The following is a 14,234-nucleotide window of genomic DNA, read 5'->3' on the forward strand; positions in this document are numbered from 1 at the left end:
CAATTCGGATAAATTGGTTTGATTGTGAGGCCAATACCGGTGGACGAGCTGGTCGGTGCGCTCGGACGGTGGTCCGCCGGGCGCGGGTCGCTGTACCTGTTGCTGGCGTCGAGGTTGCGCGAGCTGATCGACGAGGGGCGGGTGCCCGGCGGCACGCTGCTCCCGCCGGACCGGGTGCTGGCCGCCGGGCTGGCGGTCGGGCGCACCACGGTCGTGGCCGCGTACGACCTGTTGCGCCAGGAGGGCCGGCTGGTCCGGCGGCGCGGCAGCGGGACGTGGGTGCCGCAGGCCGGTCCGTCGCCCGCGCGGGCGGAGACGGCGAACCCGATGTTCCTGAACCTGTTGGAGCCGCCCGACGGCGTCCTCCAGTTCGCGTGCGCCGGGCCGTTGAGCCCGCCGGCGTCGGTCGTCGAGGCGCACCGGCGAGCGCTGTCCCGCCTGACCGACGACATGGGTTACCACCCGCTGGGCCTGCCGGCACTGCGAGCGACCCTGGCCGCGCACTACACCGCATCGGGTACACCCACGTCACCCGATGAGGTGCTGGTGACCACCGGCGGTCAGCAGGCGCTGGCGTTGATCACCCGAGCGTTGGTCGCGCCGGGCGACGAGGTGCTGGTGGAGGCGCCGACGTACCCCGGTGCCCTGGACCTGTTCCGCGAGGCCGCCGCCGCGCTCCGGCACGCGCCGCCCGGTGGGTTGGCCGATGCGCTGGCCGGGGTGCGTCCGGCGTTGGTGTACGCGGTGCCGACGTGCCACAACCCGACCGGGTCGTCACTGAGCCCGTTGGAGCGGCGGCGGTTGGTGCGGGTCGCCGGTGAGGTGCCGTTGGTGTTCGACGATGCTCTGGCGCACCTGGATTTCAGTGCGCCCGCTCCCCCGGCGGTGCCGTCGGTGATCACGGTGGGGTCGTTGAGCAAGATCGTGTGGGGCGGGATGCGGGTGGGGTGGGTGCGGGCCCCGTCGGCGGTGGTGGCGCGGTTGGCGCGGTTCAAGGCTGTGCACGACCTGGGCAGTGCGGTGGTGGAGCAGCTCGCGGCGGTCGAGTTGATGCGTGATTTCGAGGCCGTGCGGGGTGAGCGGGTGGCGTTCCTGCGGGCGAGCCATGATCACCTGTGCGGGTTGCTGCGCTCGGAGCTGCCGGAGTGGGAGTTCACAGCGGCGACGGGCGGGCAGACGCTGTGGGTGCGGTTGCCGGGCGCGGATGCCGCCGCTTACGCGCAGGTCGCCCTGCGGCACGGGGTGGCGGTGCTGCCGGGCGGCGCGCTGGACCCGTCCGGTGGGAGCACGGACCGGCTGCGCCTGCCGTTCGTCGCGCAGCCGGAGGTGATCACGCGGGCGGTGACCGGGTTGGCGGCGGCGTGGCGGCGCTTCGCGACCGAGCCGGCGGGTCCGCCGGTGGTGCCGACCATCGCCGTGTGATCGGCGGCAGCGGTGGCGGCGCACCCGCGCGGGTGAGATCACAGCGGTGTCGGGATGGGTCCGGGACGTGAGAGCGTTCACTTGGACAGGTATCGGATTCGAGGAGCGGAGCGACCACATGGCCACTGTCACCGAGAAGGCGGTCCTCGCGGGCGGGTGCTTCTGGGGCATGCAAGACCTGTTCCGCCGCCACCCCGGCGTCGTGTCCACCCGGGTGGGCTACACCGGCGGGGACGTCCCCAACGCCACCTACCGCGACCACGGCACGCACGCCGAGGCGATCGAGATCGTCTACGACCCCGCGCAGCTGAGCTACCGGCAGATCCTGGAGTTCTTCTTCCAGATCCACGACCCGACGACCCGCAACCGCCAGGGCAACGACATCGGCACCAGCTACCGCTCGGCGATCTTCTACGACGGCGACGAGCAGAAGCGGGTGGCCGAGGCGACCATCGCCGACGTCGACGCCTCCGGGAAGTGGCCCGGCGAGGTCGTCACCGAGGTCGCCCAGCTCGGCGACTTCTGGGAGGCCGAGCCCGAGCACCAGGACTACCTGGAGCGCTACCCGAACGGGTACACCTGCCACTACGTCCGCCCGGACTGGCAGCTCGGCGAGCGGTGAGCACGCCGGTCGAGCAGCGGTGAGCACGCCGGTCGAGGTGGTGGCGCTGCACGTGTCGAGCGTGCACGCCCACGAGGGCAGGCCCGCCGACGGCCCCCGCCCGGACCCCGCGCCCGTCGCCCGCGGCCACGTCGTGGTCCGGGCGGGCCTCGGCCTGCTCGGCGACCGTTGCTTCAACCACTCCGGGACTTCCTCGCCGTCAGCGGCACGCGCGAGGACTTCGTGGACTTCCACAAGTACGGCGCGGGCGAGAAGGCCGTGTGCGACAGCCAACTGCTCGCCGACACCGTGCAGTGGACCACCGACGTCCAGGCGGTCCGGGCGATCATCGCCGAGGTCGTGCCGGCGCGGGCCGGGGCGATCGGCATCCAGGACGCGGTGATCAGCGTCGGAGCCGGCACCTCGGCGCGGGTGCACCAGAAGGACGGCGGCACGGTCAGCTACGCCAAGCCGGCCGACCTCGGGTCGCGGCCCGTGGTGGGCGGCGCGGTCGCCGTGACGCTGCCCGGACCGTCGGTCACGCAGGTGGTCGTGGGCTGAGGCCCGGCGGGTGGTGGGGCGTCCGGGAGCCCCACCACCCGGCGGGTCACTCCACGTCGTAGGCGAGGTTGGGGCGCAGCCAGCGCTCCACCTCGGCCACCGGCACGCCGCTGCGGGCCGCGTAGTCCTTCACCTGGTCGCGGCCGATGCGCCCGACGGTGAAGTAGCGGGCGGCCGGGTTGGCGAAGATCAGGCCGCTGACCGCCGCCGCCGGGGTCATCGCGAACGACTCGGTCAGGCCCAGGCCGACCGACCCGGCGTCGAGCAGGGCGAACAGGGCCTGCTTCTGGCTGTGGTCCGGGCACGCCGGGTAGCCCAGCGCGGGCCGGATGCCGCGGAACTTCTCGGCGTGCAGGTCCTCCAGCACCGGCGTGGAACCGGGCTCGAACCACGCCTGCCGCGCCTTGAGGTGGAGGTGCTCGGCGAACGCCTCGGCCAGGCGGTCGGCCAGCGTCTTGACCATGATGGCCCGGTAGTCGTCGTGCTCGGCCTCGTAACGGGCGGCCAGGTCCTCGGCGCCGTGGATGGCCACCGCGAACGCGCCCAGGTGGTCGCCTTCGGGCGCGACGTAGTCGGCCAGGCTGCGGTTGGGGCGGCTGTCGGGCTTCGCGGTCTGCTGGCGCAGCATCGGGAAGCGCACCGGGCCGCCGTCGGTGGACAGGACCAGGTCGTCGCCCTCCGCCGCGGCCGGCCAGAAGCCCAGCACGCCGCGCGCCCGGAACGACCCGTTCGCCACGATCTCGTCGAGCAGGGCGTTGGCGTCGGCGAACAGGTCGCGGGCGACCGGGTTGTCCAGGACGGCCGGGTACTTGCCCTTGACCTCCCAGGCCAGGAAGAAGAACTGCCAGTCGATCATCTCGCGCAGCTCGGTCAGCGCCGGCTCGACCACCCGCAGGCCGGTGAACTCCGGGGTGGGCAGGTCCTCGAACGGCACCCGCTCGCGGTTGGCCCGCGCCTGCTCCAGCGTCAGCAGGGCGACCCGCTTGCGGTCCTCGTGCTGCCGCCGCAGGCGCTCCTGCTCGGCGCGGTTGCGCTCGTCCAGGCCCTCGACGCGGTCGGGGTCGAGCAGCTCGGACACCACGCCCACCACGCGCGAGGCGTCGGCGACGTGCACGGTGGTGCCCTCGAACGCGGGCGCGATGCGCACGGCCGTGTGCTGGCGGGACGTGGTCGCGCCGCCGATGAGCAGCGGCAGCTTCACGCCCCGGCGCTGCATGTCCGCCGCGACCGTGACCATCTCGTCCAGCGACGGCGTGATCAGCCCCGACAGGCCGATGGCGGAGGCGCCCTCGGCGATCGCGGTGTCGATGATGACCGAGGACGGGACCATCACGCCCAGGTCGATCACCTCGTAGTTGTTGCAGCCCAGCACGACGCCGACGATGTTCTTGCCGATGTCGTGGACGTCGCCCTTCACGGTGGCGAGCACGATCTTGCCGGGGCCGCCGGAGGTGTCGATGCGGCCCTCGGCGCGGGCCTTCTCCTTCTCCGCCTCCATGAACGGCTCCAGGTAGGCCACCGAGCGCTTCATCACGCGCGCGCTCTTGACCACCTGCGGCAGGAACATCTTGCCCGAGCCGAACAGGTCGCCGACGATCTTCATGCCGTCCATCAGCGGACCCTCGATGACCTCCAGGGGCCGCGCGGCCCGCTGCCGGGCCTCCTCGGTGTCCTCCTCGATGAAGTCCACGATGCCGTGCACGAGCGCGTGCGCGAGCCGCTCGGCGACGGGGGCCTCGCGCCAGGACAGGTCGGCGACCCGCTTCGTGCCGCTGCCCTTGACCGTCTCGGCGTGCGCGACCAGCCGGTCGGTGGCGTCGGGGCGGCGGTTGAACAGCACGTCCTCGACCAGTTCGAGCAGGTCGGCCGGGATGTCCTCGTAGACGGCGAGCTGACCGGCGTTGACGATGCCCATGTCCAGGCCCGCGCGCACCGCGTGGAACAGGAACGCCGAGTGCATCGCCTCGCGGATGATGTCGTTGCCCCGGAAGGAGAACGACAGGTTCGAGATGCCGCCGCTGGTGCGCGCGCCCGGGCAGCGCTGCTTGATCAGCGGCAGGGCGTCGATGAACGCCTTGGCGTACTCGTCGTGCTCGGCGATGCCGGTGGCCACGGCCAGCACGTTCGGGTCGAAGATGATGTCCTGCGGCGGGAACCCGACCTCGTCGACGAGCAGGTCGTAGGCCCGGCCGCAGATCTCGACCTTGCGCGCGGCGGTGTCGGCCTGGCCCAGCTCGTCGAACGCCATCACGACCACGCCCGCGCCGTAGGCCCGGATCGCGCGCGCCTGCTCCAGGAACGGGCCTTCGCCCTCCTTGAGGCTGATGGAGTTGACCACGCCCTTGCCCTGCACGCACTTCAGGCCGGCTTCCAGCACGCTCCACCGCGAGCTGTCCACCATGATCGGCACGCGCGCGATCTCGGGCTCGGTGGCGATGAGGTTGAGGAAGGTGGTCATCGCCTCCTCGGAGTCGAGGAGGTCGGCGTCCATGTTGACGTCGAGCAGGTTCGCGCCGCCGCGCACCTGGTCCAGCGCCACGTCCACCGCGCCCTGGTGGTCGCCGGACTCGATCAGCCGGCGGAACTTCTTGGACCCGGTGACGTTCGTGCGCTCGCCGATCATGACGAACCCGGTGTCCGCGCCGATCGCGAACGGCTCCAGGCCGCTGAACGCGGTCAGCGGCGCGTCGGTGACCGGCCCGCGGCCGGGGCGCATGCCCTTGACCGACTCGGCGATGCGCGCGATGTGGGCGGGGGTGGTGCCGCAACAGCCGCCGACCAGGTTCACGATGCCGGAGCCGGCGAACTCCCGCAGCAGCTCGGCGGTCTCGTCGGGGGTCTCGTCGTAGCCGCCGAACGCGTTGGGCAGCCCCGCGTTGGGGTGCGCCGCAGTGTACGCGCCGGCGATCCGGGACAGCTCGGCGACGTGCGGACGCATCTCCGCCGCGCCCAGCGAGCAGTTGACGCCCACCACCAGCGGCTCGGCGTGCTCGACCGACCGCCAGAACGCCTCGACGGTCTGGCCGGACAGCGTGCGGCCGGACAGGTCCACGATGGTGACCGAGATCCACAGCGGCAGGTGCGGCGCGACCTCGCGGGCGGCGGCGATGGCGGCCTTGGCGTTGAGCGTGTCGAAGATCGTCTCGATCAGCAGCAGGTCCACGCCGCCTTCGGCCAGCGCCGCGATCTGCTCCGCGTAGGAAGCCTTGACCCGGTCGAACGTGACGGCGCGGTAGGCGGGGTCCTCGACGCGGGGCGAGAGGGAGAGGGTGACGTTGAGCGGGCCGACCGAGCCGGCGACGAACTTGCCGCCCGCCTCGTCGGCGGCCTGGCGGGCGAGGCGGGCGCCCTGGACGTTCATCTCGCGGACCAGGTGCTCCAGGCCGTAGTCGGCCTGGCCGATGCTGGTGGCGGTGAAGGTGTTGGTGGTGGTGATGTCCGCGCCGGCGGCCAGGTACTGGCGGTGGACGTCGAGGATGACGTCCGGGCGGGTGAGGTTGAGCAGGTCGGGGTCGCCGGTGACGTCCTTGGGGTGGGCGTCCGCGATGAGGTCGCCCCGGTAGTCGGCCGGCCCGAGCCCGGCGGCCTGGAGCATGGTGCCCCACGCGCCGTCCAGCACCGCGACCTTCCGGTCCAGCAGTTCCCGCAGTGCCTCGGACATCCGGACTCCTCCCATGGCGTGTCACATGGAAGGCGCCCTTGCGGTGGTCGGACCTGGTCGAGCGTGGCGGACGTGAGTCCGTTGCAGCGCCTCTCGACCAGTGGTCGCGAGCTTAGCAAAAGATCACCCGTGAGCGGTTCTCACGACCTGGGGTTTTAGTGGAGTGCGAGGCTTCTACCAGCAGGAATACGGCGAGGTGACACACTCTGGGGTATCTCACGATGTGGGCGGGTGGGGGCGCGCGGTGGGCGGCGGTTCCACTGGCCGGGCGGCGCGGGCGGGCGGCGGCGAGGGCGGGCGGCGGCAGGCGCGGGCGGCGGCGAAGGCGGCGTGAGGTGGGTGGCGATCGGTGAAGTGGGGCGGCGCGCGTTTCGTTCGCCCGCCCGCCGCCCCCGCCAAGCCGCCCCCGCGCAAGCCCGAACTGCATCCCGCCTTCGGCGGCGCGCCCGCGGCGCGGGGGTGGCCTCAGGAACGCTGGCCGGCGTCGTAATAAGCCACCAGGTCCGCCGGCAGGGCGGGGACGTCGACCGGCACGCCGCCCGAGCGCAGGGACTCCGTGGCCGCGCACCCGGTGGCCACCGCCTCCCGCGCCGCCACCGGGGAGGTCAGCGTGGCCCCTCCCGAACGGACGAAAGCCAGGAACTCCGCCACGATCCGGGGGTCCGCCCCGCCGTGCCCGCCCTCGGCCTCCGGGATGCGGACCGTCACGTCCGGCTCCCCGTGGCCGCGGTGGCGGCGGTTCCACACGTGGACCTTCGCGCCCGGGGTGTCGCCGATGTTCTCCAGCCTGCCCTCGGTGCCGATCACCGTGTAGTTCCGCCAGTAGTCCGGCGTGAAGTGGCACTGCTGGTAGGTCGCCAGCACCCCGTTGTCCAGGGCCAAGTTGACCATCGACAGGTCCTCCACGTCCACCACCGGGTTCAGGCCGGTCTGCGCCAGCGGCGGCCAGTTCGTGCGGTACTCCTCCCAGTCGTGGCTCGTCTTGTACTCCGGGGTGGTCAGGCGATCGGTCACCCGGCCGTACACCGACAGCGCGCCCATCGCGTTGACGCGCCTGGTGTAGCCGCCGGCCAGCCAGTGGATCACGTCCAGGTCGTGCGCGCCCTTTTGCAGCAGCAGGCCGGTGCCCCTGGCGCGTTCCGCGTGCCAGTCCTTGAAGTAGTAGTCGCCGCCGTGCCCCACGAAGTGGCGGCACCAGACCGCCTGCACCTCGCCGATCGCCCCGTCCAGGACCAGGTTCCGCATGGTCTGGACGACGGCCATGTGCCGCATGTTGTGTCCGATGTAGACCTTCACGCCGGAAGCGCGGGCCCGGGACAGGATCAGGTCGGCGTCCGCGATGGTGATCGCCAGGGGTTTTTCCAGGTACACGGGCACGCCGGCCTCGAACGCCGCCAGTGCGTGCTCCACGTGCAGGTGGTCGGGGCTCAGCACGAAGACCGCGTCCAGGTCCGCCTTCAGCAACTCCTCGGCGTCCGCGGTGGTGGACGCGCCGAAGGTCGTCGCCGCCAGCTCACGCCGGTCCGGGCGGGGGTCGGCCACCGCGACCACGGCGCTCCCCCGCCCCGGGCGGTGGGCGTGGGTGATCAGAGGGGCGCGCAGGCCGTAGCCGATGACGCCGATCCGCAGGTCCGTCAACGCCTCATCCCTTCGAACCGGTGAACGCGATGCCCTCCAGCACGCGCCTCTGCATGACGATGAACACCACGATGACGGGCAGCGTCGCCAGCAGCGACCCGGCCATCAGCACCGGGTAGTCGGTGAAGTGCTCGCCCTTGAGCGTCGCCAGGCCCGCCGACAGCGTCATCTGCTCCGGGTCGTTGTTCACCACCAACGGCCACATCAGGTCGTTCCACGACCACAGCACCGTCAGGATGCCCAGCGCCACCAGGCCCGGCCGCGCCAGCGGCAGCATGATGTGCCAGTAGATCCGCAACGGGTTCGCCCCGTCCAACCCCGCCGCCTCCTCCAGGTCCTTGGGCAGGGACAGGAAGAACTGCCGCAGCAGGAACGTCCCGAACGCGCTGAACACGCCCGGCACGATCAGCGCCTGCAACGAGTTCAGCCACCCCAGCTCCTGCATGATCTGGTACTGCGGGATCAGGAACAGCTGGCTGGGCACCATCAGCACCGACAGGAACAGCATGAAGATCGCGTCCCGCCCGGGGAACGTCAGCCGCGCGAACGCGTAAGCCGCCATCGAGCACAGCAGCAGTTGGCCGGCCGTGCGCCCGGCGGTCATCAGCACCGTGTTCAGCAACTGCTCGCCGAACGGGATGCTGTGGAACACCTTGGTGTAGTTCGACCAGTCCCACGCCTCCGGCAGGATCGTCGGCGGCACCCGCACGGACTCGCCGAACGACTTCACCGACGTCAGGAACTCCCACACCAGCGGCGCGACCATGACCAGCGCCCCGACCACCAGCACCGCGTGCACCGGCCACGTCCGCCGCGCCACCCGCTCAGGCATAGTGCACCCACCTCTTCTGCGCCCGGAACTGCACGATCGTCAGCAGCAGGATCACCAGCAGCAGCACGAACGCGATGGCCGCCGCGTAGCCCTTGTCGTTGTCCACGAACGCCCGCTCGAAGAACAGGAACACGATCGTCTGGTTCTCGTCGATGGCCGGGTTGCGCAGCGCGGCGCTGTTGGAGCCCAGCATCAGGTAGATGACGTCGAAGACCTGCAACGCGCCGATCGAGGTCAGGACGGTGACGAAGAACGCCGTGGGGCTGAGCATCGGCAGCGTGATGCTGAAGAACTGCCGCACCGGCCCGGCCCCGTCGAGTTCGGCGGCTTCGTAGAGGTCCTTCGGGATGCCCTTCAGGCCCGCCGCGAAGATCACCATGTTGTAGCCGACGGTCATCCAGATGCCCACGACCGCCGTGGCGTACAGGGCGAACCGGGGGTCGGCGACCCAGTGGTGGCCCTCGATGCCGACCAGCGACAGCAGGTGGTTGATCAGGCCGATGTCACCGTTGTAGAGCCACCGCCACACCATGCCGACCGCCGCCGGCATCGTCACCACGGGCAGGAAGTACAGCACCCGGTACACCGCCGCGCCCCGCAACCCCGGCGTGTTGATCAGGGCCGCGAGCACCAGCGACACGGGCACGCCGAGCAGCACCAGCGCCGCGTACAGCAGGGTGTTCTTCAGCGCCTTCAGCACTTCCGGGTCGGAGACCAGCTTGACGTAGTTCTCCGCGCCGATCCACGTGTGGCCGCCGAACGCGCCCCACTCGGTGAAGCTGTAGTACAGCGTCTGGAACACCGGCCAGATGTAGAACGCCAGCAGCCCCAGGCCGTTGGGGGCGATGAACGCGAACCCCCACAGCCACTCCCGGCGGCGCAGCCCCTTGCGCGCGGGTCGCCCCGTCGCCGCGCGGGGCGGCGCGGCGACGGGGACCTCCTCCAGCGTGGTCACTTCTCCTTGCCCAGTTCCTCGTCCACGGCCTTGGCCAGCTCCCTGGCCGCGTCGGCGACGTCCTTCTCCCCGGTCCACGCCTTGAGGAGCAGGTCCTCGGCGTGCTTGGTCCACGCGGAGGTGTTCTTGGAGCGCGGCAGCGGGACGGAGTCGGGGACCTGGTCGATGAACGCCCGGAGCTGGAACTGCGGGTGCGCCTTGACCCACGTGTCCTGCGTGCCCTCGTAGGCGGAGATCACCGCGCCGGCCTCGGCCTGGATCTGCTGCGCCTGCTTGCCGCTGGCGAACACGGCGAAGTCCGCGGCTTCCTCAGGGTTCTTGGACTTGGCGTAGGCGACGTTGGCCAGGCCGTGGATGACGACCGCCTCCTTCTTGCCCTTGGGCAGCGGGGCGACGTCCACCTTGCCGGTCAGGTCGGCGTTCTTGGCGAACCCGTTGGCCTCCCACGACCCGCCGTAGTACATGGCGACCTTGCCGGAGGAGAACAGCTGGGTCGGCTCGGTGTCCGACATCTGCTGGACGGTCGGCGAGGAGCCGGACTTGATGAGGTCCACCCAGAACTTCAGGCCCTCGACCGCCTCGGGGTCGCCGAAGCCGGACTTCTTGCCGTCGGGGGCGATGACCGTGCCGCCGGCCTGGAAGATCGTGTTGTAGTAGTTGGCCTGGGAGTCGGCGGGGGCGGCGATGCCGTACTGGCCCTTGGCGGGGTCGGTCAGCTTGGCCGCGGCGGCCTTGAGGTCGTCCCAGGTCCAGGTGGCGTCGGGGTGCTTGACGCCGGCCGCGTCGAAGAGCGCCTTGTTGTACCAGAGGCCGATGGTGTCGTAGTCCTTGGGCAGGCCGTACTTCTTGCCCTCGAACGTGTAGAGGTCCACCAGGGACTTCGGGTAGGCGGCGGTGTCCACGCCGGCGGCGGAGATCCGCTCGTCCAGCGGCTGGAGGACGCCCTGCGAGGCGTAGAGGCCGATGCGCGGGCCGTTCATCCAGAACACGTCGGGGGCGCTGCCGCCGGTGACCGCGGTCTGCAGCTTGGTCCAGTACTCCTTGTTGGCGGTGAGCTGGACCTTCACCGTGACGTTGGGGTGGGCCTTGGTGTACTCCTGCGCGATCTTCTCCATCGCGGGCTGCTGGTCCTTGTCCCAGATCGCGTAGGTCAGGGTGACCGGACCGCCGTCCGAACCCGCTCCGCCGCCACCGCAGGCCGCGGCGCTCACCGCGACCGCCGTCGCGGCGAGCGCCTTCCACCACCGGTTGATCATGTGCACGCTCCTCGCGCCAAGGGGGGTGCGCGACGCTGTCCCATGTCACACACCACGTTGTGCTTGCGGGCACACTATGTGCGCATTCTTGCGCAGTCAACGGCTGTTTATTACAACTTCGCTCATCACTGAGCGTGCTTTGCGCAGCTTCGAGCGTGATCGTGCGCAGGGTTCAGCCACGTGGGACCGGTTCAGAACCTGCGTGTCGCCGCGCCCCGCGGGCTCGCCCTCCCCGGCCGTCGGTCAGGCCGAGGGGTCGCCGAAGTCGAGGGCGAGTTGGCCGGTCGGGCGTGGCGGACCGGCGGCGTGGCGGCGGGCGTCCAGGCACAGGCCGCAGTCGACCGGGTCGGTGGTCGGGAAGTAGACCTGCCACCACGGGCGGCCGGCGGCGAAGTAGCCCGCGTGGCAGTCCGGCGCGGGGATCTCGACACCGCGCTCGTCCACCACGAAGCCCGCCCGGTGCACGGTGCGGTTGCGGCCGATGCGCAGGCCGCGACCGCGGAACTGCTCGGCCGCCCACGCCTCGCCGGGCGCGCCGGGGTTCGGGTCGAGGTCCGGACCGGGCGCCGGGTCGCCGAACAGCGGGAGGGTCACGCCGACGATCGTGCCGACTTTCTTTCGCGCCCGCCAGGCAACCGGGGTAGAACAGGAACCGGAACCCCCACCGGACACCGATCGAAAGGGGCTCGCACATGGGCGTGGAGGACGAGGTCTTCCGCCAGGCCGACGCCGTGGACCTCCCCGAACGCGACACCGTCGACCAGCGCACCCCGGTCGACCCGGACGCCGAGCCCGACGAGGTGCCACCCCTGGGCGACGCCTGGCAGCAGGCCGACCCCGCCGACGTCGCCGACCAGCACCGCGTCGTGCCGCTGGACGACGAACCCGACCACTTGTAGCGACCGCGGCAGTACTTCCGCGACATGTCGGCGGCGGCGGCGTTCGGCCGCCGGCCGCGCGCCCTGCGCACGTCCGCCCGGTGCGCGTCCGCCCTGCGCACGTCCGCCCGGTGCGCGTCCGCCCGGTGCGCGTCCGCCCGGTGCGCGTCCGCCCGGTGCGCGTCGGCCGGCCCCGCGGCCGGTCCCGCGTTACGGCGCGGTCGGGCGCGGGGCGAGGACGGAGGTCAGACGTGGCGCAGCGGCCGGCCGCGCCAGGGAGCCGTCTCGACGTCGCCCTCCGCCCGCCGGCGGGCCTTGCCGCCCAACCGTTCCAGGTAGACCTTGCCGTCGAGGTGGTCCACCTCGTGCTGGAAGGCCCGCGCCAGGTAGCCCTCGGCGGTGATGTCCAGGGCGGAGCCGTCGAGGTTGTGGCCCGTGCACCGGACGCGTCTGGCCCTCGGCGTCGGGTAGGACAGCCCGGGGATGGACAGGCAGCCCTCCTCGCCGTCCCGCAGGCCGCCCGGCAGGCGTTCCAGCACCGGGTTCACCACGCACCCCTTGCCCTCCGGGCCGCAGTCGTAGACGAACACCCGCAGGTCAACGCCGACCTGGTTGGCGGCCAGGCCCGCGCCGGGCGCGGCGGCCATCGTGGTGAACATGGCGTCCACCAGGCGTTCCAGGGCGGTGTCGAACTCGGTCACCGCCCGGGTCGGGGTGTGCAGGACGGGCTGTCCGAACAGGACGATCGGGGGACGCGGACCCACCTCGATCACTTCGCCAACTCCTCGGGGGAGGCCAACGGGAACAGCCGGGTCACCACAGCGACGGTCGAGGGTCTTGCCCGACCGGGTCACGCGGTCGGCGGGCATTCCATGGGTTGACCGGGGCGGGGTTGATCGCACTCGTGGGGTGCACGTGGACGCTCACGCTTGTGCGCGCTGCCGGTCGTGGTGCCGCCGCGCCTTGAGGCGGTTGCCGCACGCCGTCATCGAGCACCACTGGCGGCGGCCGGTGCGCGAGGTGTCCACGAAGTGCAGGACGCAGTCCGGGTTGGCGCACTTGCGGATGCGGTCGGGGTGTTCGGCGCGCAGGCGCAGGTGGTCGCGCAGGCACACCCAGGCCGCGTACCAGCGCGGATCGGCCACGTCCGGGTGCTCGGCGGCGACGGTGAGCCGCAGGCGGCCGTGGTCGAGCAGGGCGTCGAGGGCGGGGAGGTTCGCCTCGTCGGCGATGGCGGCGATCACCGCCTCGCGGGTCGCCTTCAGCTCGGCGCGGGGCACGGGGTCGGTGGGCAGGCCGTGGTCGGCGAGCCAGGCGCGGGTCAACTCGTCGTGGTCGAGCACGTCGTACCAGGTCGTGCCGGTGATCCAGCGGGTGTTGAGGAGGTCGAGGCCCAGCGGCTGGTCGGCCAGGGGCCGCTCGGGCCAGTCGCGGGCGCGCAGCGCGTCGGTCAGCACGGCTCGTCCTCCTAACCTTTTTCGGACGCTTGACAGGTTAGCACGGATCATGCTTGGGTTGATCTAACCGTTCTGAGCGACTTGAACAGTTAGGTGCAACGCCATGACGACCTACCACCACACCGACATCGACGGCCTGAGCGTCTTCCACCGCGAGGCCGGTCACCCCGACGCGCCCGCGATCGTGCTGCTGCACGGCTTCCCGACCAGCTCGCACATGTTCCGCGACCTGATCCCCGCGCTGGCCGACCGCTACCGCGTGATCGCGCCGGACCACATCGGGTTCGGGCAGAGCTCCGCGCCCTCGGTCGACGACTTCGACTACACCTTCGACCGGCTCACCGAGGTGACCACGAAGCTGCTCGACCGGCTCGGCGTGCGCCGGCACGCGCTCTACATCCAGGACTACGGCGCGCCCATCGGCCTGAAGATCGCGTCGCGGGAGCCCGAGCGGGTCAGCGCGATCATCACCCAGTCCGGCAACGCGTACCTGGAGGGCTTCACGCCGTTCTGGGAGCCCCTGTTCGCCTACGCCACCGCGCCCGGCCCGGACACCGAACCCGCCGTGCGCGCACTGCTCACCGCCGAGGCGACGCGCTGGCAGTACACGCACGGCGTGAAGGACGTGACCCGGATCAGCCCCGACACCTGGTCGCACGACCAGCCGCTGCTCGACCGGCCGGGCAACGCCGAGGTCCAGCTCGCGCTGTTCCGCGACTACAAGAACAACCTCGACGCGTACCCGGCGTTCCAGCGGTACTTCCGCGACAGCCGGGTGCCGCTGCTGGCGGTGTGGGGGCGCAACGACGAGATCTTCGGGCCGGACGGCGCCACCGCCTACCGCCGCGACCTGCCCGACGCGGAGATCCACCTCCTCGACGCCGGGCACTTCGCGCTGGAGGACCAGCTGGACACCATCGCCGGCTACGCGCGCGGCTTCCTCGGCCGCGTCCTGGGCTGAGGTCCGGCGGTC

13 protein-coding genes and 1 riboswitch are annotated in these 14,234 nt (G+C 71.5%); of the genes, 5 read left to right on the forward strand and 8 right to left on the reverse strand.

Annotation, left to right across the window (positions count from 1 at the left end):
- Positions 1-39: 39 nt before the first annotated feature.
- The 3 genes from ABD126_RS25415 to ABD126_RS25425 all read left to right on the forward strand — a co-directional run bounded on the left by ABD126_RS25415 (position 40) and on the right by ABD126_RS25425 (position 2,584).
- Positions 40-1,422 (forward strand): aminotransferase-like domain-containing protein, encoded by a 1,383-nt coding sequence (locus tag ABD126_RS25415; protein ID WP_343936425.1) that lies wholly within the window; start codon positions 40-42, stop codon positions 1,420-1,422.
- Between the two features lie 118 nt (positions 1,423-1,540).
- Positions 1,541-2,044: a peptide-methionine (S)-S-oxide reductase MsrA gene (msrA, locus tag ABD126_RS25420; protein ID WP_343936426.1), complete on the forward strand. Its 504-nt coding sequence runs from the start codon at positions 1,541-1,543 to the stop codon at positions 2,042-2,044.
- Positions 2,045-2,212: 168 nt separating this feature from the next.
- The gene (locus ABD126_RS25425; protein WP_343936427.1) at positions 2,213-2,584 is read left to right on the forward strand and encodes a hypothetical protein; all 372 of its coding nucleotides are present in this window, start codon (positions 2,213-2,215) and stop codon (positions 2,582-2,584) included.
- A 46-nt stretch (positions 2,585-2,630) separates the two neighbouring features.
- On the opposite strand, the gene metH is transcribed toward ABD126_RS25425, so the two are convergent.
- The 6 genes from metH to ABD126_RS25455 all read right to left on the reverse strand — a co-directional run bounded on the left by metH (position 2,631) and on the right by ABD126_RS25455 (position 11,520).
- Positions 2,631-6,245 (reverse strand): methionine synthase, encoded by a 3,615-nt coding sequence (metH, locus tag ABD126_RS25430; protein ID WP_343936428.1) that lies wholly within the window; start codon positions 6,243-6,245, stop codon positions 2,631-2,633.
- Between the two features lie 23 nt (positions 6,246-6,268).
- Positions 6,269-6,346, reverse strand: a riboswitch (S-adenosyl-L-homocysteine riboswitch).
- A 364-nt stretch (positions 6,347-6,710) separates the two neighbouring features.
- Positions 6,711-7,883, reverse strand: a complete 1,173-nt coding sequence (locus tag ABD126_RS25435; RefSeq protein ID WP_343936429.1) for a Gfo/Idh/MocA family protein — start codon at positions 7,881-7,883, stop codon at positions 6,711-6,713.
- A 4-nt stretch (positions 7,884-7,887) separates the two neighbouring features.
- A complete protein-coding gene (locus ABD126_RS25440; protein WP_343936430.1) occupies positions 7,888-8,715 on the reverse strand; it encodes a carbohydrate ABC transporter permease in 828 nt (275 codons plus the stop codon).
- Complete coding sequence (locus ABD126_RS25445; RefSeq protein WP_343936431.1) at positions 8,708-9,670, reverse strand: carbohydrate ABC transporter permease; 963 nt, start codon at positions 9,668-9,670, stop codon at positions 8,708-8,710. Before ABD126_RS25445 ends, ABD126_RS25440 begins: the two co-directional genes overlap by 8 nt.
- A complete protein-coding gene (locus ABD126_RS25450) occupies positions 9,667-10,926 on the reverse strand; it encodes an ABC transporter substrate-binding protein (protein WP_343936432.1) in 1,260 nt (419 codons plus the stop codon). The genes ABD126_RS25445 and ABD126_RS25450 overlap by 4 nt, the downstream gene beginning before the upstream one ends.
- Positions 10,927-11,169: 243 nt before the next feature.
- Positions 11,170-11,520 (reverse strand): hypothetical protein, encoded by a 351-nt coding sequence (locus tag ABD126_RS25455; RefSeq protein ID WP_343936433.1) that lies wholly within the window; start codon positions 11,518-11,520, stop codon positions 11,170-11,172.
- 98 nt (positions 11,521-11,618) lie between these two features.
- Between ABD126_RS25455 and ABD126_RS25460 the strand changes: the two genes are divergently transcribed.
- On the forward strand, positions 11,619-11,825 hold the full coding sequence (locus ABD126_RS25460; protein ID WP_343936434.1) for a hypothetical protein: 207 nt from the start codon (positions 11,619-11,621) through the stop codon (positions 11,823-11,825).
- Between the two features lie 224 nt (positions 11,826-12,049).
- Here the strand turns inward: ABD126_RS25460 and def are convergent, their stop codons facing one another.
- Both def and ABD126_RS25470 read right to left on the reverse strand, forming a co-directional pair.
- Complete coding sequence (gene def / locus ABD126_RS25465) at positions 12,050-12,577, reverse strand: peptide deformylase (protein WP_343936435.1); 528 nt, start codon at positions 12,575-12,577, stop codon at positions 12,050-12,052.
- Positions 12,578-12,727: 150 nt separating this feature from the next.
- A complete protein-coding gene (locus ABD126_RS25470; RefSeq protein ID WP_343936436.1) occupies positions 12,728-13,261 on the reverse strand; it encodes a CGNR zinc finger domain-containing protein in 534 nt (177 codons plus the stop codon).
- 103 nt (positions 13,262-13,364) lie between these two features.
- On the opposite strand from ABD126_RS25470, the gene ABD126_RS25475 reads away from it, so the two are divergent.
- Entirely contained in the window at positions 13,365-14,222 is an 858-nt protein-coding gene (locus tag ABD126_RS25475) for an alpha/beta fold hydrolase (RefSeq protein ID WP_343936437.1), read from the forward strand.
- The last annotated feature ends 12 nt before the right edge of the window (positions 14,223-14,234 follow it).

Source organism: Saccharothrix mutabilis subsp. mutabilis (genome assembly GCF_039521145.1).
Taxonomy (GTDB): Bacteria; Actinomycetota; Actinomycetes; order Mycobacteriales; family Pseudonocardiaceae; genus Actinosynnema; species Actinosynnema mutabilis.

What these genes read in the sequence shown, in the direction of transcription:
- msrA (WP_343936426.1), top strand. Translation starts at nt 1,541, where the DNA reads ATGGCCACTGTCACCGAGAAGGCGGTCCTCGCGGGCGGGTGCTTCTGG.
- metH (WP_343936428.1), bottom strand. Translation starts at nt 6,245, where the DNA reads ATGTCCGAGGCACTGCGGGAACTGCTGGACCGGAAGGTCGCGGTGCTG.
- ABD126_RS25440 (WP_343936430.1), bottom strand. Translation starts at nt 8,715, where the DNA reads ATGCCTGAGCGGGTGGCGCGGCGGACGTGGCCGGTGCACGCGGTGCTG.
- ABD126_RS25450 (WP_343936432.1), bottom strand. Translation starts at nt 10,926, where the DNA reads ATGATCAACCGGTGGTGGAAGGCGCTCGCCGCGACGGCGGTCGCGGTG.
- ABD126_RS25460 (WP_343936434.1), top strand. Translation starts at nt 11,619, where the DNA reads ATGGGCGTGGAGGACGAGGTCTTCCGCCAGGCCGACGCCGTGGACCTC.
- ABD126_RS25475 (WP_343936437.1), top strand. Translation starts at nt 13,365, where the DNA reads ATGACGACCTACCACCACACCGACATCGACGGCCTGAGCGTCTTCCAC.